This window comes from Bacillus sp. es.036, from assembly GCF_002563635.1.
In the GTDB taxonomy this organism is placed as follows: Bacteria; Bacillota; Bacilli; order Bacillales; family Guptibacillaceae; genus Guptibacillus.
In genome coordinates this window covers 2,881,288-2,906,101 of sequence record NZ_PDIZ01000001.1, presented here as the reverse complement: position 1 = coordinate 2,906,101, position 24,814 = coordinate 2,881,288, and the positions used below count along the sequence as shown (strand labels likewise).

The 24,814-nt window shown below is 42.7% G+C and carries 27 protein-coding genes; 23 read left to right on the top strand and 4 right to left on the bottom strand.

Annotated features, from left to right (window positions below):
- Positions 1-24 precede the first annotated feature (24 nt).
- From glpK to ATG70_RS14810, 7 genes are all read left to right on the top strand, one after another.
- Positions 25-1,521, top strand: a complete 1,497-nt coding sequence (gene glpK, locus ATG70_RS14840; RefSeq protein ID WP_098445046.1) for a glycerol kinase GlpK — start codon at positions 25-27, stop codon at positions 1,519-1,521.
- A gap of 274 nt (positions 1,522-1,795) precedes the next feature.
- Positions 1,796-3,469 (top strand): glycerol-3-phosphate dehydrogenase/oxidase, encoded by a 1,674-nt coding sequence (locus tag ATG70_RS14835; protein WP_098445045.1) that lies wholly within the window; start codon positions 1,796-1,798, stop codon positions 3,467-3,469.
- Positions 3,470-3,646: 177 nt separating this feature from the next.
- Positions 3,647-4,585 carry an HPr(Ser) kinase/phosphatase gene (hprK, locus tag ATG70_RS14830; RefSeq protein ID WP_098445044.1) on the top strand — a complete coding sequence of 313 codons (939 nt, stop codon included), beginning with the start codon at positions 3,647-3,649 and terminating at the stop codon, positions 4,583-4,585.
- A 36-nt stretch (positions 4,586-4,621) separates the two neighbouring features.
- Positions 4,622-5,434 carry a prolipoprotein diacylglyceryl transferase gene (gene lgt, locus ATG70_RS14825; protein WP_098445043.1) on the top strand — a complete coding sequence of 271 codons (813 nt, stop codon included), beginning with the start codon at positions 4,622-4,624 and terminating at the stop codon, positions 5,432-5,434.
- Positions 5,435-5,447: 13 nt separating this feature from the next.
- Entirely contained in the window at positions 5,448-6,395 is a 948-nt protein-coding gene (locus ATG70_RS14820; protein WP_098445042.1) for a nucleoside recognition domain-containing protein, read from the top strand.
- Positions 6,385-7,029 (top strand): pyrophosphatase PpaX, encoded by a 645-nt coding sequence (ppaX, locus tag ATG70_RS14815; RefSeq protein WP_098445041.1) that lies wholly within the window; start codon positions 6,385-6,387, stop codon positions 7,027-7,029. The genes ATG70_RS14820 and ppaX overlap by 11 nt, the downstream gene beginning before the upstream one ends.
- Positions 7,026-7,532: an acyltransferase gene (locus ATG70_RS14810; protein ID WP_098445040.1), complete on the top strand. Its 507-nt coding sequence runs from the start codon at positions 7,026-7,028 to the stop codon at positions 7,530-7,532. The genes ppaX and ATG70_RS14810 overlap by 4 nt, the downstream gene beginning before the upstream one ends.
- A 34-nt stretch (positions 7,533-7,566) precedes the next feature.
- Here ATG70_RS14810 and map read toward each other — a convergent pair whose 3' ends face one another.
- Both map and cax read right to left on the bottom strand, forming a co-directional pair.
- A complete protein-coding gene (gene map, locus ATG70_RS14805) occupies positions 7,567-8,322 on the bottom strand; it encodes a type I methionyl aminopeptidase (protein WP_098445039.1) in 756 nt (251 codons plus the stop codon).
- Positions 8,323-8,472: 150 nt separating this feature from the next.
- Positions 8,473-9,558, bottom strand: coding sequence for a calcium/proton exchanger (gene cax / locus ATG70_RS14800; protein ID WP_179886337.1), 1,086 nt, complete (start codon positions 9,556-9,558; stop codon positions 8,473-8,475).
- Positions 9,559-9,858: 300 nt separating this feature from the next.
- Here cax and ATG70_RS14795 point away from each other — a divergent pair, with 300 nt between their 5' ends.
- The 16 genes from ATG70_RS14795 (at position 9,859) to ATG70_RS14725 (ending at position 23,558) form a co-directional block, all read left to right on the top strand.
- Positions 9,859-11,037, top strand: coding sequence for an ATP phosphoribosyltransferase regulatory subunit (locus tag ATG70_RS14795; RefSeq protein WP_098445037.1), 1,179 nt, complete (start codon positions 9,859-9,861; stop codon positions 11,035-11,037).
- Between the two features lie 2 nt (positions 11,038-11,039).
- Positions 11,040-11,681, top strand: coding sequence for an ATP phosphoribosyltransferase (hisG, locus tag ATG70_RS14790; protein WP_098445036.1), 642 nt, complete (start codon positions 11,040-11,042; stop codon positions 11,679-11,681).
- Positions 11,668-12,942, top strand: coding sequence for a histidinol dehydrogenase (gene hisD, locus ATG70_RS14785; RefSeq protein WP_098445035.1), 1,275 nt, complete (start codon positions 11,668-11,670; stop codon positions 12,940-12,942). The genes hisG and hisD overlap by 14 nt, the downstream gene beginning before the upstream one ends.
- The gene (gene hisB / locus ATG70_RS14780; RefSeq protein ID WP_098445034.1) at positions 12,939-13,532 is read left to right on the top strand and encodes an imidazoleglycerol-phosphate dehydratase HisB; all 594 of its coding nucleotides are present in this window, start codon (positions 12,939-12,941) and stop codon (positions 13,530-13,532) included. The genes hisD and hisB overlap by 4 nt, the downstream gene beginning before the upstream one ends.
- Positions 13,533-14,168 carry an imidazole glycerol phosphate synthase subunit HisH gene (gene hisH, locus ATG70_RS14775; RefSeq protein ID WP_098445033.1) on the top strand — a complete coding sequence of 212 codons (636 nt, stop codon included), beginning with the start codon at positions 13,533-13,535 and terminating at the stop codon, positions 14,166-14,168.
- Position 14,169: 1 nt separating this feature from the next.
- Positions 14,170-14,889 carry a 1-(5-phosphoribosyl)-5-[(5-phosphoribosylamino)methylideneamino]imidazole-4-carboxamide isomerase gene (hisA, locus tag ATG70_RS14770; RefSeq protein WP_098445032.1) on the top strand — a complete coding sequence of 240 codons (720 nt, stop codon included), beginning with the start codon at positions 14,170-14,172 and terminating at the stop codon, positions 14,887-14,889.
- A gap of 2 nt (positions 14,890-14,891) precedes the next feature.
- Complete coding sequence (hisF, locus tag ATG70_RS14765) at positions 14,892-15,650, top strand: imidazole glycerol phosphate synthase subunit HisF (RefSeq protein ID WP_098445031.1); 759 nt, start codon at positions 14,892-14,894, stop codon at positions 15,648-15,650.
- Complete coding sequence (gene hisIE, locus ATG70_RS14760; RefSeq protein ID WP_098445030.1) at positions 15,647-16,270, top strand: bifunctional phosphoribosyl-AMP cyclohydrolase/phosphoribosyl-ATP diphosphatase HisIE; 624 nt, start codon at positions 15,647-15,649, stop codon at positions 16,268-16,270. The genes hisF and hisIE overlap by 4 nt, the downstream gene beginning before the upstream one ends.
- A 68-nt stretch (positions 16,271-16,338) precedes the next feature.
- Entirely contained in the window at positions 16,339-16,476 is a 138-nt protein-coding gene (locus tag ATG70_RS22555; protein ID WP_165994973.1) for a hypothetical protein, read from the top strand.
- A 183-nt stretch (positions 16,477-16,659) separates the two neighbouring features.
- Positions 16,660-18,258: a tetratricopeptide repeat protein gene (locus tag ATG70_RS14755; RefSeq protein ID WP_098445029.1), complete on the top strand. Its 1,599-nt coding sequence runs from the start codon at positions 16,660-16,662 to the stop codon at positions 18,256-18,258.
- Between the two features lie 104 nt (positions 18,259-18,362).
- A complete protein-coding gene (gene trxB / locus ATG70_RS14750) occupies positions 18,363-19,313 on the top strand; it encodes a thioredoxin-disulfide reductase (protein WP_098445028.1) in 951 nt (316 codons plus the stop codon).
- A 372-nt stretch (positions 19,314-19,685) separates the two neighbouring features.
- Positions 19,686-20,159, top strand: a complete 474-nt coding sequence (locus tag ATG70_RS14745) for an 8-oxo-dGTP diphosphatase (protein ID WP_224882158.1) — start codon at positions 19,686-19,688, stop codon at positions 20,157-20,159.
- A 45-nt stretch (positions 20,160-20,204) separates the two neighbouring features.
- Positions 20,205-21,095, top strand: coding sequence for an RNase adapter RapZ (gene rapZ / locus ATG70_RS14740; protein ID WP_098445027.1), 891 nt, complete (start codon positions 20,205-20,207; stop codon positions 21,093-21,095).
- A 1-nt stretch (position 21,096) separates the two neighbouring features.
- Positions 21,097-22,065 carry a gluconeogenesis factor YvcK family protein gene (locus ATG70_RS14735; protein ID WP_098445026.1) on the top strand — a complete coding sequence of 323 codons (969 nt, stop codon included), beginning with the start codon at positions 21,097-21,099 and terminating at the stop codon, positions 22,063-22,065.
- A gap of 40 nt (positions 22,066-22,105) precedes the next feature.
- Positions 22,106-23,047: a DNA-binding protein WhiA gene (gene whiA, locus ATG70_RS14730; RefSeq protein WP_098445025.1), complete on the top strand. Its 942-nt coding sequence runs from the start codon at positions 22,106-22,108 to the stop codon at positions 23,045-23,047.
- A gap of 256 nt (positions 23,048-23,303) precedes the next feature.
- A complete protein-coding gene (locus ATG70_RS14725) occupies positions 23,304-23,558 on the top strand; it encodes an HPr family phosphocarrier protein (protein ID WP_098445024.1) in 255 nt (84 codons plus the stop codon).
- Between the two features lie 114 nt (positions 23,559-23,672).
- Here the strand turns inward: ATG70_RS14725 and clpP are convergent, their stop codons facing one another.
- Together clpP and ATG70_RS14715 are read right to left on the bottom strand one after the other, a co-directional pair.
- Positions 23,673-24,257 (bottom strand): ATP-dependent Clp endopeptidase proteolytic subunit ClpP, encoded by a 585-nt coding sequence (gene clpP, locus ATG70_RS14720; protein ID WP_098445023.1) that lies wholly within the window; start codon positions 24,255-24,257, stop codon positions 23,673-23,675.
- Between the two features lie 164 nt (positions 24,258-24,421).
- Positions 24,422-24,808 carry a hypothetical protein gene (locus tag ATG70_RS14715; protein ID WP_098445022.1) on the bottom strand — a complete coding sequence of 129 codons (387 nt, stop codon included), beginning with the start codon at positions 24,806-24,808 and terminating at the stop codon, positions 24,422-24,424.
- Positions 24,809-24,814: the final 6 nt, after the last annotated feature.

The window sequence follows — 24,814 nt, the reverse complement described above, 5'->3', positions numbered from 1 at the left end:
AATTCTATTTAGGGAGGAAACAACATGTCAAAAAAGTACATTTTATCATTGGATCAAGGAACGACAAGCTCACGTGCGATTCTTTTTAATAAGAAGGGTGAAATTGTAAACGTTGCTCAAAAAGAATTCAAGCAGCATTTTCCTAAATCTGGTTGGGTTGAACACGATGCTCAAGAAATCTGGAGCTCGATTCTTTCCGTAATGGCACAGGTTCTCTCTTCTGCTTCTGATCTATCTGCCAAAGATATTGAAGCGATCGGAATTACGAATCAGCGTGAAACAACAGTGGTTTGGGACAAAAATACCGGAAAACCGATTTACAACGCGATTGTGTGGCAGTCTCGTCAAACGGCTGGTATCGTTAAGGAGCTAAAAGATCAGGGTCATGAAGACATGGTTCGAAACAAGACTGGTCTTTTAATTGATGCTTATTTCTCTGGAACAAAGGTTAAGTGGATTTTGGACAATGTAGATGGAGCGCGCGAGAAGGCGGAAAATGGTGACCTTCTTTTCGGAACAATTGATTCGTGGTTGATCTGGAAACTTTCCGGCGGAGAAGCACACGTGACTGATTACACAAATGCTTCACGTACGATGATGTATAACATTTATGACTTAAAGTGGGACGAAGAGTTGCTTGAAATGTTAAACGTTCCGAAATCGATGCTTCCTGAAGTTCGTCCTTCATCTGAAGTCTACGCAAAAACAGTTGATTATCATTTCTTTGGTCAAAATGTTCCAATTGCGGGTGTGGCAGGTGACCAACAAGCAGCTTTATTCGGACAGGCTTGTTATGACAAAGGAATGGCAAAAAATACGTATGGTACGGGCTGCTTTATGCTCATGAATACTGGTGAAAAAGCGGTTAAGTCTGAAAATGGTCTTCTTACAACGATCGCGTGGGGCGTTGATGGTAAAGTGGAATACGCTTTAGAAGGTAGTATCTTTGTTGCAGGATCTGCAATCCAATGGCTACGTGACGGTTTACGCATGTTTAACGAAGCACCTGAAAGTGAGCGTTATGCAGAACGTGTTGAGTCCACTGATGGCGTTTATATGGTGCCAGCGTTTGTTGGACTAGGAACGCCATATTGGGATAGTGATGTAAAGGGATCTGTCTTTGGTTTAACAAGAGGAACGAGTAAAGAGCACTTTGTACGCGCAACGCTTGAATCCCTTGCGTATCAAACGAGAGATGTGCTTGATGCGATGACCGCTGATTCTGGCATTGACCTTAAAACACTCCGCGTTGATGGAGGTGTTGTAAATAACAACTTCCTTATGCAATTCCAGAGCGATATTATTGGTGTCCCTGTTGAACGTCCAACGGTTAGTGAGACAACAGCACTTGGTGCAGCTTATCTTGCAGGACTCGCGACTGGATATTGGAAAGATAAAGAAGAAATTAAGAAACAGTGGATGATCGACAAAACGTTTGACCCTAAAATGAAAGAAGAAGAGCGAGAAGAGCTATATGGAGGATGGAAAAAAGCTGTAAATGCAACAATGGCTTTTAAATAATCCATTTTTCTAGGCATAGCATACAGGTTATGCTACAATGAACTTAAGTTAATAGTGTTCTGGTCGGAGAATAGGAGAAGACCACAGTGCCCAAGCATGGATTGTCATGCTCTGGTGTGTTGTGGTCTTTTTTTGTTCTTTAAACGAGTTTTTGTAGGAATGTTTAAACCAATGCTTAAGAAACCCTCTATTAGGGGTAAAGTACTGAAGAGAAGAATTATAGAAACTGATGTTAATTAAGTAATTGTTCATATAACAAAAGGGAGTGTTCATCTTGGTTAAACCATTTTCAGGATTGCAAAGAAGCGTAGTACTTGATCAAATCGTCTCAGAGGAGCTAGATGTCCTCGTTGTAGGTGGAGGAATTACCGGTGCAGGAATTTTACTTGACTCAGCTTCGAGAGGAATGAACGCAGCCGTTATCGAAATGCAGGATTTCGCTGCTGGTACGTCAAGTCGTTCAACGAAGCTCGTACACGGTGGTCTTCGTTACCTTAAAAATTTCGAAGTAGGGCTAGTTGCCGAAGTGGGGAAAGAGCGAGCGATTGTGTATGAAAACGCACCGCACGTAACAACGCCAGAGTGGATGCTACTACCAATTATTAAAGGCGGTACGTTTGGGAAGTTCTCTACTGGAGCAGGTTTGGCTCTTTATGACAGATTAGCTGGTGTGAAACGAAAAGAAAGAAGAAGCATGCTGTCAAAGAAAGAGACATTAGATAAAGAACCGCTTCTTCGTAAAAGTGATATAAAAGGTGGCGGATATTACGTAGAATACCGCACGGACGATGCCCGTCTAACGCTAGAAATTATGAAGGAAGCTGTTCATCGCGGTGGAAAAGCGGTTAACTATGTGAAAGCGGAACAGCTTTTATATGAAGATGGGAAAGTAGTTGGCGTTCGCGCGAAAGACGTTGTAACGGGTGAAACGCGTGAAATCCGCGCGAAAAAAGTCGTAAACGCAGCGGGACCATGGGTAGATGAAATTCGTGAGCTCGATCAATCTAAAAAAGGAAAGCACATGTTCCTAACGAAAGGTGTTCACCTTGTTTTTGATCAGTCTAAATTCCCGCTCCAGCAAGCCGTGTATTTCGATACACCGTTTGATGATGGTCGGATGATGTTTGCGATCCCACGTGCTGGTAAGACGTACATCGGTACAACGGATACACAATATACTAAAAACCCTGTACATCCACAGATGACGGTCGAAGATAGAGATTATATTGTTGATGCAGCGAACTTCATGTTCCCTGGGATTAATGTAACGAAAGAAGATGTGGAATCAAGCTGGTCTGGTGTTCGTCCATTGATTCACGAAGAAGGAAAAGATCCTTCTGAAATTTCTCGTAAAGATGAAATCTTCCTTTCTGACTCTGGCTTAATTACAATTGCCGGTGGTAAACTCACGGGCTACCGTAAAATGGCTGAGAAAGTGGTCAATCTGATTACAGATCAATTTAAAGAAGAAAAATATAAAAAGTTCCCAGCTTCGACAACGAAAAACATGGTGCTATCAGGCGGTTACGTTGGCGGAAGCAAAGGTTTTAAAGAATATGCAACGGAACAAGTACGACGTGGAACTACGCTTGGTTTAAGCGTGAAAGAAGCAGAAACGCTCGTACAGCGTTACGGTTCTAATATTGAACGAATCTATCAAATCATTGAAACGGTCGGAACAGAGGCAAGTTTCCATCACTTAAGTCTTGAAGTGTTCTCAACCCTTATTTATGGGATCGAAGAAGAGATGGTGGCAACGCCGCTTGATTACTTCAACCGTAGAACAAGTGCACTTTACTTTGATATTGATTGGGTCCGTCGCTGGAAAGAGCCAGTCATTGAGTACATGGCGAAGCGACTTAACTGGTCAAACGAAATGAAGCAAGCACACATTCAGGAACTCGAGAAGCAAATGCATGATGCGGTTGTACCGTTGAAAGTAAAATAAAGCCTTGAAAAAACCGGAGCAAATGCTTCGGTTTTTTTGTTGTGATGGGGAGGGGGAGCTGCGTATTCCCCATCACAAAAATGGTTTTAATCTATATGTGCTTTGAAATAGGAAATGGTACAATAGGGGAAGTTGAATTGGAACCGTTGCTTTGGTTCATACATAGGAGGTTTACGAATGGTTAAAGTTCGTATGAAAGATGTGATTGAAAAGTTCAATTTAGAGTTAGTGAGTGGTGAAGAAGGGATCCATCGACCGATCACGACGAGTGATATCTCACGCCCGGGACTTGAAATGGCAGGTTTTTTCACTTATTATCCAGCGGAGCGTTTGCAGCTACTTGGAAAAACGGAGATGTCCTTCTTTCATGGTCTCACTGAGGAACAGAAGATGGAACGAATGCAGAAGCTTTGTACAGACGAGACACCAGGTATTGTACTTTCGAGAGATATGGACGTTCCTAAAGAACTGATTCAGGCATCGAAAGAAAAGGATGTTCCGATTATACGATCAACGATGACGACGACTCGTTTGAGCAGTCGTTTAACAAACTATCTTGAAAGTCAGCTTGCGCCGAACACGGCTATTCACGGCGTGCTTGTTGATATTTATGGTGTCGGAGTTTTAATTTCGGGTTCAAGTGGTGTCGGAAAAAGTGAGACGGCTCTTGAACTTGTAAAACGTGGCCATCGGCTCGTAGCTGATGATTCTGTTGAAATCCGCCAAGAAGCAGAAAATACGCTTGTTGGAAGTGCTCCTGAATTAATTCAGCACCTTCTTGAAATTCGAGGCCTTGGAATCATTAACGTTATGACGTTATTTGGTGCAGGTGCGATCCGAAACTACAAGAAGATTTCTCTAGTTATGAATCTTGAACTTTGGGATTCTAAAAAAGTGTATGATCGCCTTGGGCTTGAAGAAGAGTACATGAAAATCATTGATACAAATGTACCCAGACTTGTCGTACCTGTTCGACCTGGACGAAACCTTGCCATTATTATTGAAGTAGCTGCGATGAACTTCCGTTTGAAAAATATGGGGATGAATGCGGCGAAACAATTTTCAGAACGATTGACGCGAGAAATTGAAGATGGTGACGAACACGATAGCATCTAATCTTAAGTAGGATATTGATAAAGGAGAGACAACGACATGTTAGCCTCAATACAGCCACTTGATCGTGTCGCGCTAGAGCTTGGACCGATCTCAATCTACTGGTATGGCATCATCATTGCATTAGGTGCTTACCTTGGTTTGCTTTTAGCCATCAGGGAAACGCAAAGACAGGGATTGCCGAAAGAAACGTTTGTTGATTTAATCTTATGGGCTGTGCCAATTGCAATTGTTTCTGCCCGTATTTACTACGTAACGTTCCAATGGAGCTATTATAAAGATAATCCAGGTGATATCTTTGCGATTTGGGAAGGCGGAATTGCGATTCACGGTGCTCTGATTGGTTCCGTTATTACCGCAATCATTTTCACAAGAAAGCGTGGTCTCTCTTTCTGGAAAATTGCTGATATCGCTGCACCAAGTATCCTTCTTGGACAAGCAATTGGTCGCTGGGGAAACTTTATGAACCAGGAAGCACATGGGGGACCTGTGACAAGAGCGTTTCTTGAGAACCTGATGCTGCCAGAATTTATTATTAATCAAATGTATATTGACGGTACGTATTATCACCCGACGTTTTTATATGAATCCCTTTGGAACTTAGCTGGCGTTGTGTTGCTTGTGATTCTTCAACGAACGTCAGTGAAGAAAGGCGAAGTTTTCCTTTCTTACGTTATTTGGTATTCATTTGGACGCTACTTTATTGAGGGCTTACGAACAGACAGCCTGATGTTAACCGAATCGCTTCGAGTGGCACAGGTGATCTCAGTCGTATTGATCATTGTATCGGTTGCCCTTGTTATTTATCGACGCAAGGTGATGAAAGCTAAGCCATATAACGAAAAAAGCTAGGAGGCGTGTCAGTGTGGGGATTTTGCGACGTGGTTTAAAAGCAGGACTGGTGACAACATGGGAACTTGGAAAAATCATTTTTCCGATTACGTTAGTGATGACCCTCCTTCGTTATACTCCTGTCCTCGAATGGATCGTTGCGCTGATCGCTCCTGTAATGAAATGGATCGGTTTGTCAGGGGACGCAGCCATTCCTCTAGTAATAGGGAATTTCTTAAATCTTTATGCTGGTATTGGGGCAATATTAACACTAGACTTAACGGTTAAAGAGGTTTTCATTTTAGCCGTTATGCTATCCTTTTCACATAATTTGCTGATTGAATCAGGCGTAGCCGCAAGAGTTGGTGTAAAGCTCTGGGTTATTCTTGCTGTAAGAATTGGACTTGCCATCGTATCGGCTTTTGTTATCAATCTTATTTGGCAAGGTGGGAGCGAGCAGGCAGCTTATGGACTTGTTTCTCAAACGAATGAAACGGTGAGCGGCTGGGGACCTATTATACTACAGGGGTTAGAAAAAGCGTCTTTAGGCGTTCTTCAGCTTGCTTTAATTGTCATTCCACTGATGATTTTTATCCAGGTGATGAAAGATTTGTCATGGCTTACGACTTTCTCAAGGTGGATGGCTCCTGTGACGAGAAGTCTTGGCATGAAAGAAAACACATCGACAACGCTTGCCGCAGGACTTGTATTTGGCCTTGCATACGGAGCAGGTGTTATGATTCAGGCTGCAAAAGAAGATGGTGTTGAGAAGAGAGATCTTTATTTAGCGTTTATTTTTCTCGTGGCGTGTCATGCTGTCATTGAGGATACACTTATTTTTATTCCACTTGGGATACCGGTCATCTGGTTGCTTCTCGTTCGGTTAGTAACAGCCATTCTTTTAACGGTAATCATCTCAGTAATATGGAAACGTCGTGAACTAAATGCTTCAAAAAGAAAGGATCCATCGTATGAGTATTAACACTCTTTTATTTGATTTAGACGGAACATTGATTAATACAAATGATTTAATTATGGCCTCATTTCGACATACATTTGACCATTTTTATCCTGGCCGTTATGGTGACGAAGAGTTGAAACAGTTTATTGGAGAGCCGCTTTACTTAACATTTGCAAAGCATGATGAAAGTCGTGCAGAAGAAATGGTCGCTTTTTATCGTGATCATAATATTACGAATCACGACCACCTTGTCACGGAATTCGATGGCGTGTTTGAAACAGTGAAGACGTTATTTGAAAAAGGATATAAACTAGCAATCGTAACTTCAAAAATGAGAAACACGGTAGAAATGGGATTAAAGCTAACAAAGCTTGATCAATTCTTTCCTGTAGTTATCACAGTTGATGAAGTTGAAAATCCTAAACCACATCCAGAGCAACTTGAAATTGCCATGAACAAACTAGGATCTGTTCGTGAAGAAACGCTGATGGTTGGTGATAGCCAATATGATATTCTAGCTGGACAAAATGCGGGTGTAACGACAGTTGGTGTGTCCTGGACGATTAAAGGATGCGACTTTCTTGCCTCATTTAAGCCAGATTACCTGGTTGATCATATGGGAGAAATTCTTTCGATTGCTGGAGCCGACAAGTGAGAAACACGGAGCGTTACCCCGTTACTGGTAGCAATGCTCTCTGGCAAATTTATAAAACCGTTCCGTTTTGGAAGGTCGTGAAGAACTTTATTGTGATCCAGCTCGCTCGATATACTCCTTTTATTCCTATGAAGAATTGGTTGTATAAAACCTTCCTAGGTGTGAAAATTGGTGACCAAACGGCATTTGCCCTTATGGTGATGCTGGACATTATGTTTCCGGAAAAGATTTCAGTCGGAAAAAATTCCATTATTGGCTACAATACAACGATATTAGCTCATGAATATTTGATTGATGAGTACCGCCTTGGTGATGTTGTCATTGGTGATCGGGTGATGATTGGGGCGAATAGTACATTGTTGCCAGGCATTACGATTGGTGATGGGGCCATCGTATCAGCGGGGACGCTTGTTCATAAAAGTGTGCCACCAGGGGCTTTTGTTGGTGGAAATCCGATGCAGGTCATCTATACGAAAGAAGAACGAGCAAAGCACGATATATAAAAGCCCGCAGCAGATGCTGCGGGCTTTCTTGTGATTACTCGTCACCCTGATCCGTTAGAATAACTGGGCCATCTTTTGTAATTGCAAGCGTATGTTCATACTGAGCGGATGTAGAGCCATCCACTGTGCGAGCTGTCCAGCCATCTTCGTCAATCGTGCTGTATGGTTTACCAATGTTTAGCATCGGTTCAATTGTAATCACCATACCTTCTTTCAGTCTGGCGCCTGTACCGGGCTGACCGAAATGTGGAATCATCGGTTCTTCGTGAAGAGTCGGTCCAATGCCGTGTCCAGTGAAATCTCGAACAACGCCAAACCCTTCTGCTTCTGCATATTTTTGAATCGCATGGCCAATATCCCCAATGCGATTGCCAATGACAGCTTGCTCAATGCCAAGGTAAAGAGACTTTTTCGTCGCTTCAAGCAAATGTTGCTTCTCTTCTGAGATCGCTCCAACAGCATACGTCCATGCAGAATCAGCAAGTGCGCCATTTAAGTTCACAACCATGTCGATTGTAACGATATCGCCTTCTTTAAGTTTTCTTGATCCTGGGAATCCGTGACAAATGACATCATTAACAGAAGCACATGTGGCGTATGGGTAATCTTGATAGCCTTTTTGCTCTGGTGTCGCACCGCGCTCCTCTAAAAAGAGTTCAACAAAATCATCAATTTGTTTCGTTGTAACACCTGGTTTAATAATGCTACGAAGTTCTTTGTGGCAGTCAGCAAGAACCTCTCCAGCTTCTTTCATTAATTGAATTTCTCGACTTGTTTTACGGTGAATCATGTTTTCGCCTACTTTCTGCGTTTTCGTTCGATCCGTTAGGTGGACATTCCATCAGCCAAAAGAGGGTGAAGTCCAATTTCTAACACGTTATGCGGAAGATCTTCCCTCAGTTACTGTAACAAAAAAGCCCGCAAATTGCAGGCTTCTTGTTTAAAGAAGATAAAATCCTATTCCCATAATTAAGTAAGCAGCGAGTAACGTCGCTCCTTCAAACCAGTTCGTTTCGCCATCGTTACTGATGACAATCGTGAGCAGCACGGCCGTTACCATTGTCACAAGCTCAGGTAACGTAAAGACAAGTGGCATTTGAACTGGAAAGAACAGGGAGAGAAGGACGAGTAGTGGCGCAACAAACATGGCGATTTGTAGGGTTGAACCGACTGCGATTTCAACTGCCACATCCATTTTATTTTTATAAGCCATGATGATAGCGGAAGCGTGCTCAGCCGCATTTCCTACAATGGCCACAATGATCACACCGATGAATAATTCACTCCAGCCAAATGTATCGCCAACTGTTTCAAACGTATGCACAAGACTTTCTGATACATAGGCCACTGCAGCAGTCGACAGAGCTAGCACAAGCATCGCTTTTTTACGACTCCACTCAGGTTCTTCGTGGGCGTGTTTGCCGCCGCCATCGCTCCCTTCTTGATCAGAAACGTGCTGGTAGACACCTCGATGGGTCACGAGCTTAAAGAAAAGTGCAGCAAGGTAAAGAACGATAAGAATGACGGATATGCCGGTACTTAATGAAATCGCTTCTGCGTCACTCATGTCCATTGAGAACACTTCAGGAATAACAAAGGCCACGATCACCCCAAACATTAACAGTCCGGAGTTGTGCCTGGCATCATAGACGTTGAACTTTTGTCTTTTAAACTTCAATCCTCCAACGAAGAATGACAAACCAGCGACAAGGAGCAGGTTTCCTAGAACTGATCCTGTTAGTGAAGCAAGCACAATTTCAATTAAACCTTCTCTTAATGCAAAAATGGAAATGATGAGTTCAACCGCATTTCCAAAGGTAGCGTTAAGCAATCCACCAATCCGCGGTCCTGAAATCACGGCAAGACTTTCGGTTGCTCTTCCCATATAAGCGGCAAGAGAAACAATGGTTAAGCAGTAGACTACAAACATTAGAATTTGCGACCAATGAAGAAGGCTTCCTGCAACGGATAGGGGAACGCCGATGATCACGAGGAAAAAGAAAATTTTATTAACCACGTGGCACATCCTCTCTTTTTGTAATCTTTTCCTCATTATAGATTTCCTTAATTGGAAAAGAAAGTTTCTTTCATAGTCATTACCCCAATCTACGAAGAAGTCATCACGATTATGAGACAGAAACCCAAAAATCGACATCATTCTTTAAGATCACCTAAAAAATAAAGGTAATTCACATTGGAGTACAGAAAAGGAGTAAAGGGAATAATGCCCCTTATTGGTTGACGAAAAAAATAAAGGCGTGTAAACTACAAATAACTTCATCTTGTTAGTATGTTAGCGAACTAAAGGAAATGTGAGGTGCACAAAATGACAAGACCATTCGTATTTGAGAAGCCACTCGGTATGCGCGATACGCTACCGGTCCTATATGACTTAAAAACAAGCATTCGAGAAAAGATTCAGCGTGTTACGGAAGGGTGGGGCTATCGTTTTATGAATACTCCTACACTTGAATATTATGAAACGGTCGGAGAAGCTTCTGCTATTCTTGATCAGCAGCTTTTTAAACTGCTTGACCAGCGCGGCAATACGCTTGTCCTAAGACCAGATATGACGGCGCCGATTGCTCGTGTCGCAGCTTCAAGTCTTAAGAACGAGCCCTTCCCTCTTCGTCTAGCTTATGATTCGAACGTGTTTCGCGCACAGGAAGACGAAGGAGGCAAGCCAGCGGAATTTGAACAAATCGGCGTCGAGTTAATCGGAGATCGGACAACTAGTGCTGATGCGGAAGTGATTGCGTTAATGGCTGCTGTTTTAGAAGAAGCTGGCCTTGAAGATTTCCAAATCGCTATTGGACACGTTGGCTTTATTCAAGAGCTGTTTCTATCGATCGTTGGAAATGAAGAACGCGCGGCTGTGCTTCGCCGCTATTTATATGAAAAAAATTACGTGGGCTATCGTCAGCATGTTCGGGAGATGCCGCTATCGACAATTGATCAAAAAAGATTAATGGACCTGCTCACGCTTCGTGGTGATGGATCAAAATTAGAAGAAGCGATTGAACTTCTTCCAAATGAAGCTGGTGAACGAGTTCTTGATGAGCTCCGCACGCTATTACATACGCTCAAGGCTTATGGTGTAGCAGATCAAGTGAAATTTGATTTTACACTTGTGAGTCATATGAGTTATTACACAGGCGTTGTATTCGAAGGTTATGCGAACAACCTTGGCGTACCTCTAAGTAATGGAGGACGTTACGATGAGTTGCTCGAGCGCTTTGATCGTCCTGCGCAGGCAACGGGATTCGGGATCCGCCTCGATCACCTTGCGGAAGCGCTTGGAGTAACGGATAATGAGCGCCTTCCAAATGCCATTATTTTCAGCCCTGAACGAAGAGAAGAAGCCATTCAACAGGCGTCAGAACGACGAACTGAGGGCGAGAAAGTTGTTGTGCAGGAGTTAAGCGGTATAACGAATCTTGACGCTTATTCTGAGCGATTTGATAACGTAACATATTTAATCGGTAAAAACGGAAAGGGGATGTAGTGATGCTAACGATGGCCATGCCGAAAGGGCGTATTTTTGAAGAAGCGGTTGAATTGCTTCGAAATGCAGGTTATCAACTTCCCCCTGAGTTTGATGATTCACGGAAGTTAATTATCGATATAGAAGAAGAAAATCTTCGGTTTATTTTAGCGAAACCAATGGATGTTCCAACATACGTTGAGCACGGAGTAGCGGATGTTGGAATTGCGGGTAAAGACGTCATGCTTGAAGAGGAACGAAATGTTTATGAAGTGCTTGATCTGAAAATTAGTGGCTGTTACCTTGCCGTTGCTGGACTTTCGGACGGACCAATCAAAGGGGTGGCTCCGAAGATCGCAACAAAATATCCGAACGTTGCGTCAAATTACTTCCGTCAGCAGGGAGAGCAAGTTGAAATCATTAAGCTAAACGGATCGATTGAGCTTGCGCCACTGATTGGTCTAGCGGATCGCATTGTTGATATTGTCTCAACAGGTCGAACACTAACGGAAAACGGCTTAATGGAAACGGCATTTATTGAGCCGATCACATCTCGTTTTATTGTGAACCCAGTAAGTTATCGAACGAAAGATGCCATTATTGACGATATGGTCCAACGTCTTTCTGCGGTTGTGGAAGGAGAGAGTGCAGATGAAAATCGTTAATCGGAACGAAGGCATTTCAATTAAGCGCTCGATTGAGCAAGGGACGGAAGAGCAGCGTCAGGCTGTTCTTTCGATTCTTTCACAAGTGAAAGCAACTGGTGATCAAGCGGTTAAGGAAAACACAAAGAAGTTTGATGGAGCAGACTTAACAGAACTTCGCGTTTCAACTGAAGAAATCGAAAAAGCCTATCGCGATATATCTGATGAACTCATCACAACGATTAGAAAGGCTGCAAAGAACATTCAGACGTTTCACGAGCGTCAGCGCCGCCAGTCATGGTTTACGACTGCTGAAGACGGCACAATGCTAGGACAAAAAGTGACGCCGCTTGATTCTATTGGTGTTTATGTTCCTGGTGGAAAAGCCGCTTATCCCTCTTCAGTACTAATGAACGTAATCCCTGCCATCGCAGCAGGTGTACAACGAATTGCGATGGTCACACCGCCTGACTCAAACGGAAATGTCCCTTCTGGTGTTCTTGTTGCAGCAAAAGAAGTAGGCGTCACGGAAATCTTTAAAGTTGGCGGCGCTCAAGCAGTTGCAGCACTCGCATATGGTACAGAAACAATTGCTCCTGTCGATAAAATTGTAGGACCGGGTAATATTTTCGTTGCTCTTGCGAAACGAGAAGTATTTGGGATCGTTGATATTGATATGATCGCTGGACCGAGCGAAATTGTTGTGTTAGCGGATGAACATGCGAATCCGGCTTATGTTGCAGCAGATCTTTTATCACAAGCTGAGCATGATGAACGGGCAAGCGCCGTTCTTGTAACAACATCAGCTACTCTAGCGGAGCGCGTTCAAGAAGAGGTGAAGCAACAACTAGTTGAACTTCCGCGCGCCGAAATTGCTGCAGCGTCGATTGAGGATTATGGCATGATTTATGTTGTTGATCACCTTGCGGAAGCGGTTGAAGCAGTGAATGAGCTTGCTCCTGAGCACCTTGAAATCATGGTTGATGAACCGATGACGCTTCTCGGAAAAATTCGTCATGCAGGAGCGATTTTTCTTGGTCCTTATAGCTCCGAACCTGTTGGGGATTATTTTGCTGGACCTAATCACGTGCTCCCAACGAACGGAACCGCACGATTTTCAAGTCCATTGTCAGTAGATGATTTTATTAAAAAATCAAGCGTTATTTCTTATAGTAAAGAAGCATTGAGAAAGAACGGTAACAGCATCGCAGCGCTCGCTAAGCTTGAAGGGCTTGATGCTCATGCTAGAGCCGTTGAACTTCGATTGGAGGATTTAGAATGAGCGAAGAAAGAAAAAGTTCCATTTCAAGAGAAACCTCTGAAACATCGATTAACCTATCCTTTGGGGTGGACGGAAGCGGAAAAACTGATTTGCAAACCGGTGTCCCTTTTCTTACTCACATGCTTGATTTGTTCACTAAGCATGGCAAGTTTGATTTAGCGATCGCGGCAAATGGGGACACGGAAGTTGACGATCACCACACAACAGAAGACATTGGAATTTGCCTTGGTGAAGCACTAAAACAGGCGCTTGGGTCAAAAGAAGGCATTAAGCGATATGGCAATGCGTTTGTTCCGATGGATGACGCACTTGCTCAGGTTGTCGTGGATTTAAGCAATCGTCCTCATCTTGAATATCGTGTAGAGTTGCCATCGACGCGCGTTGGAACATTTGATACTGAGTTGGTTCATGAGTTTTTATGGAAACTTGCGATTGAAGCAAGAATGAACTTACATGTGATCGTTCATTACGGACACAATACACACCACATCATTGAAGCCATTTTTAAAGCGCTCGGACGTGCTCTAGATGAGGCAACGCTGATCGACCCTCGAGTAAAAGGTGTGCCCTCAACGAAAGGAATGCTGTAAATGATCGGAATTATTGATTATGGCATGGGGAATTTATACAGCGTAAGTAAGGCACTAGAGCGTCTCGGTTATGACTATTTTGTTTCAGAGGATGAGAAGGAGCTCGCCAAAGCGACTGGACTTCTCCTTCCTGGAGTTGGTTCTTTTCGTGATGCGATGGCGATCTTAACTGAAACGGGCTTAAAAGCTTTTATTGAAAAAGAAGTGGAAGCAGGTAAACCGTTACTTGGCATTTGTCTTGGCATGCAGCTTCTTTTTGAAGAAAGTGATGAAAATGGGTATGCGGAAGGCTTTTCTTTTTTACCGGGAACCGTAAAGAAATTTCCTGGTAAGGATGCGTTTGGTAATGCCTACAAAGTCCCTCATATGGGATGGAACAAACTAGTGATTCATCAGCCAGATTCCTTTTTAATGAGTGATGTCGGAGATGAGCACGTGTATTTTGTTCACTCCTATTATGTTGATACGGATGATCATGATGTTTTAATTTCAACAGCTGATTATGCTGAGGAAGTTCCGGCTGTTGTAGGAAAAGGTAACGTGTTTGGCACCCAGTTCCACCCTGAGAAAAGCAGTCATGCCGGTCTTACGATTTTAAAAAACTATGCCCAATACGTAGAAAGGAATGACGCATAAGATGCCAATTACCATTTATCCTGCTATTGATATGAGAGGCGGCAAATGTGTACGCCTTTTGCAAGGTGATTACAACAAAGAAACCATTTACGGCGATTCGCCTTTTGATATGGCAAAGCAATTTGCTGATGACGGAGCCGAGTGGATCCATATGGTTGATCTTGACGGGGCAAGAGTGGGAAAGCGTGTGAATGATCGCCACGTTCTTGAGGTGGCCAACAACTTATCGGCGCGTGTACAAGTTGGGGGAGGAATTCGAACGGAAGAAGACGTTGCTTATTACCTTGAAAACGGGGTTGATCGGATTATTCTCGGTAGCAGTGCCATATCTGACCCGGACTTTGTGAAAAGAATGCTTTCGAAATATAAGGAAAAGATCGCGATCGGAATCGATGCAAGAGATGGGTATGTTGCAGTTGAAGGTTGGCTAAAAACTTCCGAAATTAAAGCTGTTGATCTCGGAAAAGAACTTGCTGAACACGGAGCAGAGGTTTTCATTTTTACGGATATTTCAAAAGACGGAACGCTATCAGGTCCAAACGTTGAAGCGATTGCTGAACTTGGTGAGGCTACGGGTAAAGAAGTGATTGCTTCAGGTGGGATAAGCAACCTTGATGATGTGAAAAGTCTTGAACAAAGAAGTGACTCGATTAGCGGTGCAATTATCGGAAAAGCTCTCTACACGAATCAATTTACATTAAAACAGGCGCTGGAGGTCTAGGGATGCTGACGAAACGAATTATCCCGTGCCTTGATGTAAAAGACGGCCGCGTTGTGAAAGGCATCCAGTTTGTAGGTCTTAGAGATGCCGGCGATCCCGTTGAGTTAGCGAGAGTGTACGATGAAGAAGGAGCAGACGAGCTTGTTTTCTTAGATATCTCTGCTTCACACGAAGGAAGAGAAACGATGGTAGACGTGGTACGGCAGGTGGCAGCGGAACTTGCTATTCCTTTTACCGTCGGAGGCGGAATTAATAAGCTTGAAGATATGAAGCGTGTGCTTCGAGCCGGAGCGGATAAAGTATCGATGAATACCGCCGCTGTTCTACGACCGGAATTGATTCGTGAAGGCGCTGATTATTTTGGAACACAGTGTATGGTCGTTGCGATTGATGCGAAGTGGGAAGAAGATACAGATTCATGGCGCGTTTATACGCACGGCGGTCGCACGGCGACTGAATGGGACGCTGTTGAGTGGGCGATCAAAGCTCACGAAATGGGTGCAGGCGAAATTTTATTAACAAGTATGAATGCGGACGGAAGTAAAGATGGGTTTGATGTTCCTCTAACGAAAGCGATTGGCGAAGCTGTCTCCATTCCTGTCATTGCATCAGGAGGAGCAGGGTCTTCTGAAGACTTCCTCGAAGTCTTCCACGAAGCTTCAGCGGATGCTGCTCTTGCCGCATCGATCTTCCACTATAAAGAAACCTCACTATCACATGTGAAAGATTACTTAAAACAAAACGGGGTGGCGATTCGATGAATACCGAAATGATTCAATTTGATGAAAAAGGCCTTGTGCCAGCGATTGTACAGGATGCAACGAGTAAAGAAGTGTTAACACTAGCTTATATGAACAAAGAGTCTCTAACGAAAACAATCGAAACAAAGGAAACGTGGTTTTACAGCCGTTCGCGTGAAGAACTATGGCATAAGGGAGAGACTTCAGGCAATACACAGCAAGTTCTTGATCTTCGCTATGACTGTGATCAAGACGCAGTGCTTGTACTTGTAAATCCCGAAGGACCAGCCTGTCATAAAGGGACTTATTCTTGTTTCAGTGATTCTTTGCTTGAAGCAAAGCCAAATGCGGATCGTTTTGCTATCCTCAATACACTTGAACAAATCATTGCTAAAAGAGAAGCTGAGCGTCCTGAGGGAGCTTATACAACTTATCTCTTTAATGAAGGTGTTGATAAGATTCTAAAGAAGGTTGGCGAAGAAGCTTCCGAAGTCATCATTGCAGCGAAAAACCGCGACCACCAAGAACTTACGTGGGAATCAGCCGACTTGATTTTTCATTTGATGGTGCTGTTAAGAGAGCAGGAATGTGCGCTCGATGATGTTCTTCAGGTACTTGAGGAACGACACGCTTCAAAATAATGAAACTTCTTTCTCTTCCATTTCGTAGACTAGAGTAAATTCAATTACGAGAAATGGAGAGAGGTTACATGTTTGTAGGGTTCATGTTTGTGGGACTTGCTATTGGACTTTTTCTTGGTCAACCAGGGCCTGGTGTGCTGCTTGGAATGGGAATTGGATTTATTGCGCAAGAAATCTCAAAGCGCAAAAAAGATATGTGGAAATAAAAACGAGCCGATGAGCTCGTTTTTATTTTGCACCAGATCAAAACGATTCGAAGAGCGCATGTGAGCATTTAGCCAGTTTTTTCTACTTATTTTCTTTTACGATTGGAAGTAGATGTATGTTATACTTTTGAACGGATATGACTGGTAATAGAATTACTTGAAGAAAGATTATTGGGGGGAAACATGAGGAAAGAACTTCATGCTTCTTCGGAAATGAAAGGCCGACTGATTCCGTTCGTTCAGGACGGAGATTATTTTTATAAAAAGGCTATGAGAGCCTATCAGCAACGGAATTTGGATAAAGCAAGACAGCATCTTGAACGTGCGGTTAAACTTGTCCCCGAAGAAGTCGATTATATATGTCAACTTGCAGCGGTCCTGTCGGAATTAGGCGAATATGAAGCATCAAATGAATGGCTGAAATTTGTTCTTGACGATCTTGATCCTGAATACTATGATTGCTACTTTTTCCTTGCGAACAACTTTGCACATATGGGTCTGTTTAAACAAACGGAAGAGCATGCAAGAATTTACCTTAAGCATGAGCCAGAAGGTGAATTTATGGAAGATGCCGAGGAGCTTGTCGACCTCATCTTGTTCGAGCAATCCGAGCACTTACCTCAGGAGATTGGCGAAGAAGAACAGTTGATTCAAGAGCATGAAGCCGCTCGTAAAGCGATTGAAGCTGGGCATTTTCTTGAAGCGATTGAGTTACTTGAGCGGATGACAGAAGTTTATTCTGAGTTTTGGCCTGCGTACAATAACCTTGCCCTCGCTTATTTTTATAGTGAGCAGTATGAGGAAGCCGTCGAAGTACTCGATGACGTCTTAACGAAAAATGAAGGCAATCTAAATGCGGTTTGTAACTTAACGCTTTTCTATGATTTCCTCGGTCAACATGTTAAACGTGATGTGATGCTTGAGAGGCTTAAGAATGTCTACCCGATTCATCCAGATCATTCGTATAAATTAGGAAGTACGTTTGGTTTTTTGGGTGAACATGAGCTTGCCTTTCACTGGCTACGTAAGGTTGAGAGTACCCGACACGTGTGGGACGTGCCGTTCTATCACTGGTTAGCCGTTTCTGCATATCAACTGAATCGTCCTGATCTTGCAAAGCGTTACTGGAAAAAGGTTCAAACGGTAGATGCAAAGAATGAAATGGCAGAGCATTATCTGGCAGAACTCGAAGCGGGTACGCTTCATAAAAACCAGGTTAGCTACCGGTCACAGATGCCCCAAGAAGTGGAAGAGTCTGAAGGGAAACACGATTATCATGCTAGAATGACGCATCTGATGCTTCTCTATACAAGACGCGATCCAGAAGGTGCTTCGATTTTACAAACCTATTGTAAACGAAAAGATGAACCTCTTCTTGTTAAAGAGCTTTCAGCGTATATTGCGGTCACACTTGCTGATGAATCGGTCCAAATCGTAGATGATGAAGGGACGTATACTGTACGTACACAGACAGATTTCCCTGAATATGTACGATCAGGAATGCGTGTTATTGCTGAGCTAGAGCAGGCTGATATTAGTGACTCAGAACTGCATGAGCTAATTGCGATGATCTGGTTGCCTTGTTATGTTAAACTTTCAAATAGTAGCGAAGCTTTTCAGAATGTAAAGGCAACTGCTGCTACGATGTTTTACATGTGGCATAAAGTAAAACAAACAAACATCACTCAAATTGAAGTCGCAAACGCGTTCGGTGTATCTGGATCGACCATATATGCTTACCGTAAAAAGTTAACGCGCTTACTGGAGACGAATGACCTCTGAGCAGGCTGGTAGACTTTTTAACAACAATCAGATATATTTTAAATAAGAAACATTATCCTTTAATAATTAATGTAATTTAGCAAAACGTGAAGGAAGTGAAGCAGATGAGTGAAAAAATTTATGATGTCATTATTGTCGGTGCCGGGCCTGCAGGTATGACTGCAGCTGTATACACTTCTCGTGCTAATCTCGACGTTCTTATGATTGAACGCGGGATTCCGGGCGGACAAATGGCAAATACAGAAGATGTAGAAAACTATCCAGGTTTTGATAGCATTCTTGGTCCAGATCTTTCTACGAAAATGTTTGAGCACGCGAAGAAATTTGGCGCTCAATATCAATATGGTGATGTGAAAGAAATTCGTGATAACGGTGACTACAAGACAGTCGTATCAGGGAATCAAGAATTTCATGCAAAGGCTATTATTGTAACGAGTGGCGCAGAATACAAGAAGATTGGTGTTCCTGGCGAAGCAGAGTATAGTGGCCGTGGTGTTTCCTATTGCGCGGTTTGTGACGGAGCTTTCTTTAAGAACAAAGAGCTTGTTGTCGTTGGCGGTGGAGATTCAGCCGTTGAGGAAGGCGTGTATCTTACACGGTTTGCTTCTAAAGTAACCATTGTACACAGACGTGATCAGCTACGAGCACAGAAAATTCTTCAACAGCGCGCGTTTGATAACGAAAAAATTGATTTCATCTGGAACCATACGGTGAAAGAAATTCTAGGTGAAAATGGCAAAGTGAATAAAACGCTTCTTGTTAACACGGTAACTGGTGAAGAGCGTGAATTCAGCGCAGATGGTGTCTTTATTTACATCGGTATGCTTCCATTAAACCAAGCTGTAAGTGGCCTTGATATTACGAACGAAGAGGGCTATATCGTGACAGACGAAAACATGGCGACGAAAGTTCCTGGCATCTATGCAGCAGGTGACATTCGTGACAAAATGCTTCGTCAAATCGTAACAGCAACTGGCGATGGTAGTATCGCTGCGCAATCTGTTCAGCACTACATTGAATCACTCGAAGATGCTGGAAAAGAAGCGCTGGTCTAATTCGGTATAAAAGCAGAGGGTGATCCTCTGCTTTTTCTTTATAGCTCGCAGTAAAACCACATTTCGACAGCCTTCGAGCGGTATCGGGTGGTGCCTGTCACCGCGTCATTCCCTTTTAATTTGGCTGTAACAGCGGTGAAACACAAATGGGGTAAACTATTAGTAGATTTAACCCCCTTTAAATAGATTCACTCTTTTGCACGGGCATTTATGCGCCGTGCTCTTTTTTTGCCTGAATGAGACAAATCTTCAGGGCTGATCCAAACCGCTCTCATTGTTCATGGTCAGCAATCATAGTATACTATGGGTAGAAAATCTTGAAGTCTGAGCTTCTTTCAGGCTTTCGTATACTAACAGGATGATTGAATTGAGGTGACAATTGTGCAACGAGTAACAAACTGCATTTTAAACGACGAAGCAAATGATCGCGTACTCTTACTACAAAAGCCGCGCCGAGGTTGGTGGGTTGCACCAGGTGGAAAGATGGAATCGGAAGAATCCATCCGTGATTCGGTGATTCGCGAGTTCCGAGAAGAGACTGGTGTCTATTTAAAGAACCCCAAACTTAAGGGGATTTTCACATTCATTATTAAAGAAAATGAAGTAACTAAGTCTGAATGGATGATGTTTACGTTTCTTGCAACGGAATACGATGGGGAATCAGTAGAAAAGTCAGCAGAAGGAAAAGTAGCTTGGGTTAAAACAGATGATGTGAGTGACCTTCCAATGGCTCCGGGAGATTATCATATTCTTGACTATATGATGAAAGGCCATGGAATAATTTATGGAACGTTCACCTATACCCCCGATTTCAAACTACTTTCTTATCGACTAGACCCGTCTTAATGAGAAGTGTACCAATAAGAGAAATTGAGAAACGGAGTGGGGAAAATGACCGATTTAATCGATAAACGCATTCATATGGTCATTATTACAGGAATGAGTGGTGCGGGTAAAACGGTTGCGATGCAGTGTTTTGAAGATATTGGCTACTTCTGTATTGATAACCTGCCGCCAGCCCTCTTACCGAAGTTCGTTGAAATGGTTGACGGATCAGAAGGAAAGTTAAATAAAGTTGCGCTCGTGATGGACTTACGCGGCGGAGATTTCTTTGATCATCTAGTGGAAGCCGTTGATCATTTGGATTCACATGATGGCTTAGATGCAGAAGTGCTCTTCCTTGATTCAAAAGACTCCACGCTTGTCAGACGCTATAAAGAAACAAGGCGCTCTCATCCGCTTGCACCAGAAGGTTTGCCGCTTGAAGGTATCCAAAAAGAACGTGAAATGTTGGAAGAGCTGAAAGGCCGCTCCCAACAAATTATTGATACAAGCGATATTAAACCGGTGCAACTTCGAGAGAAAATCATGGATCGCTTTTCGAACAATGAAAAAGAAAACTTTGGCGTAAACGTGATGTCATTTGGCTTTAAATACGGCATTCCGATTGATGCTGACCTTGTATTTGATATTCGCTTTCTTCCAAACCCTCATTATGTGGAGCATTTGCGTCCAAAAACAGGTGTGGAAGAAGAAGTCGCGAACTATGTATTTAAGTGGAAGGAAACACAAATCTTTCTTGAGAAGTTAATCGATATGCTTGCCTATATGCTCCCTCAATATAAGAGAGAAGGGAAGAGTCAGCTAGTCATCGGCATTGGCTGTACGGGCGGTAAGCATCGTTCTGTCGCTTTTGCAGAACACATCGGCCATCACTTTGAATCAGAATATCGAACAAATATTACGCATCGGGATATTGAAAAAGGGAAGGGTCACAAATAATATGGATGAGACTAATCTGCCAAAGGCCGTCGTCATTGGCGGAGGAACAGGCCTATCGGTACTTCTACGTGGACTTAAAAAGTTTCCTGTCGACATCACTGCCATTGTAACAGTAGCCGACGATGGAGGAAGTTCAGGTCGATTGCGTGACGAGTTTGATATTCCTCCTCCAGGCGATGTGCGAAATGTCATTACAGCTTTATCTGAAGTTGAACCTTTATTAGAGGGATTGATGCAGCATCGCTTTAAAAACGGAAATGGCTTATCTGGTCATTCTCTTGGCAACTTAATGCTCGCTGCCATGACCGATATTACCGGAGACTTTGTAAAAGGCGTAAGAGAAATGTGTCGCGTCTTGAACGTGCGAGGTGAAGTTCTCCCTGCATCGAATCAAAGCATTGTTTTACATGCGGAAATGCGTGATGGAACGTTTGTACAAGGTGAATCCCAAATTCCAAAGGTAAACAAAGCAATTAAGCGAGTATTTCTTTCACCACCAGGCATCAAAGCGCTACCCGAATCGATTCGAGCCATTCGTGAAGCAGATTTAATTGTACTTGGACCAGGTAGTTTGTATACAAGCATTTTACCGAATTTACTTGTGCCAGGTATCGCGAAAGAAATTCAGCAGGCAAAAGCAAGAAAAGTATATGTTTGTAATGTTATGACTCAGTTAGGTGAAACAGAAAATTATACGGCGAGTGACCACGTGCAGGCACTCATTGATCACATTGGCTATAAACTTATGGATACGATTATTGTAAATGAAGAAATGATTCCCTCTTTTTACGAAAAACGTTATGCACAAGAACGAGCAGAGGTTGTGCAATATGACGAAAATCGTCTGAAGAGCTTTGGTTTTCATGTAATCAGTGATAAAATTATCCAATACGATGAGAAATATGTACGCCATGATGCGAAAAAAATATCATCGATTCTTCTATCTTTATTAGACGATAGAAGAGCATGATGGGTCAGTGGGGCCCCTGCATGAAAAAGGGGGGATGGCAATGTCATTTGCTGCTGATACAAAGAAAGAATTAACGCAGTTAGAAAGCAAACCTTGTTGTGCAAGATCAGAACTAGCAGCTCTTATACGAATGAATGGATCCATTTCGTTTGGAAACAGACAATTGATTTTAAACATTCCGACAGAACATGCTGCCATTGCAAGAAGGATTTATACACTTATTAAGCGGATTTACAATTATGATGTTGAACTGCTTGTCCGTAAGAAGATGAGATTGAAGAAAAACAATGTTTACATTGTTCGTGTCTCAGCGAAAGCGAGAGAGCTTCTTGAGGATCTCGGTATTATGGATAATGCATTTACGTTTACTAGAACGATTTCGATTGATTTTACAAAGAAGGCCTGTTGCAAACGCTCTTATCTAAGAGGAGCATTTCTTGCTGGGGGTTCAATTAATCACCCTGAAACCTCTTATCATCTCGAGATTTTCTCCATGTATGAAGAGCATACAGAGTCACTTTGTAACTTAATGAATGAATTTGGTTTAAATGCGAAGATGCTTGAGCGAAAGAAAGGTTACATCGTCTATATCAAAGAAGGTGAAAAGATTACAGAGTTTTTAAGTGTTGTCGGGGCCCATCAGGCGCTGCTTTACTTTGAAGATGTTCGCATCATGAAAGATATGCGAAATTCTGTTAATCGGATTGTAAATTGTGAAACAGCCAATTTGAATAAGACAGTCGGTGCAGCTTTTCGGCAGGTTGAGAACATCCGCTTTATCCAAAAAGAAGTTGGGCTTGAAATTCTTCCTGATAAACTAAGGGAGATTGCGGAACTTCGAGTGAAACACCAGGATGTAACGTTAAAAGAACTTGGCGAGATGGTCACGGGTGGAGCGATTAGCAAATCCGGAATCAATCACAGGTTGAGAAAAATTGATCAAATTGCTGATAAGCTTCGTAATGGTAAGCCAATTTCATAGTCGTCCTCACCAAAGGCTTGACTCCTGGTGGACAGTAGCTTTCCGACTAGATGGAAAGCAGAGTTAAAGAAAAACATTCATTCCCTCATAGCGCAGGGAATGGGGTTTTTCTAAATTTTTCACAGTCTGAGATAGCGCTTACTTAAATTGGGGATAAAAAACGACTCTGCTGATACCCGTTTTTAACACTCGCTAAATAAGAGTCCTCGATCCGTTTTTCTTATCAGCAGTTATAAATAAGGGGAGGAATGAACAAGTGGTTCAAAAAGAAGTTGTTGTGACATTAGAGACAGGATTACAAGCTCGACCTGCGGCCCTTTTCGTGCAGGAAGCCAACCGATTTAACGCGGATATTTTCCTCGAAAAAGATGGAAAGAAAGTGAACGCCAAAAGCATTATGGGTATCATGAGCCTTGCGGTTGGAACAGGGGCTTCTGTTATTTTAACTGTTGATGGTAATGACGAAGAGGATGCTATGTCATCACTCATGGATTTTGTGCAAAAAGATTAATAAACGAAGGCATACCGCTAAGTGCAAGCGGTAGCCTTCGTTTTTTGTTGTAGGAAAGAACTTTTGCGTAAAAAAGAGCCTTTCCTCGGTGAGGAAAGGCTCGATTCAAACAAGTTATGCTTTCTTTTCCATTACTTCATCAATTAAGCCGTATTCTTTCGCTTCTGTTGCTTCCATGAAACGGTCACGATCCGTGTCGCGATCAATTGTTTCAAGTGGTTGACCAGTACGTTCAGAAAGAATTTTGTTCAGCTTTTCGCGCATTTGAATAATACGTTTTGCGTGAATTTCAATGTCAGAAGCCTGACCTTGCGTACCACCGAGCGGTTGGTGAATCATTACTTCACTGTTTGGGAGCGCATAACGCTTTCCAGGCTCACCAGCTGCAAGAAGGAAAGCACCCATGGATGCAGCCATACCGATACAGATTGTTGATACTTTCGGCTTGATGAATTGCATTGTATCGTAAATTGCCATACCTGCTGTGATCGAACCACCAGGGCTGTTAATGTAAAGTGAGATATCTTTATCAGGATCTTCTGCAGCAAGGAAAAGAAGCTGAGCGACTACAGCGTTTGAAACGTTGTCGTCAATTGCTGTTCCTAGCATGATAATGCGATCCTTAAGAAGACGAGAATAAATGTCGTACGCTCTTTCACCGCGGTTTGTTTGTTCAATTACCGTTGGAATTAAAACCATTTAAAATTCCTCCTTTATTTTTATGGAATATGTAGTTGCTGTACGTTCATCATACCTAAAAGGTCAATATAGGTCAAATAAAGTGCTGTGCTATTTTTGAAAAGGGTAAGGTAAAGACGTTTTTCTTTCTCTATCTACATCCATTTTCCCCGCATCACCTTATTTTAAACAGACCACGTGCTCCTTTTTTTGAGGCGCTCATCTGCTACAAAATAAGTTAGAATTCTTCTCTCTACCTGGTTACGAAGTTGAATAGATGAATATCGGTATGTTTGATTGTAGCCACGGCAGAAGACTTTGCAAATGATGACTTCTTCTTTAGTTTCTTCAATGTAGACGCGAATTCCTCTTTCATGGAGAATTGCTTTTGCCCATTTTAAATCAGTTGACGCAAGCGACATAGCAGACCGGATTAGTACCAGGTAAGGGCGCGGAAGCTTTATTCTAGAATGTTGTAGCCATTTCATATCCATTTCCAGCACTCTTTTTACGTAAGGAAGTAAGAGGTAGTTTCTTAATGCCTTCGTTTCTTCTTTACTTAATTGGAACACGATCGC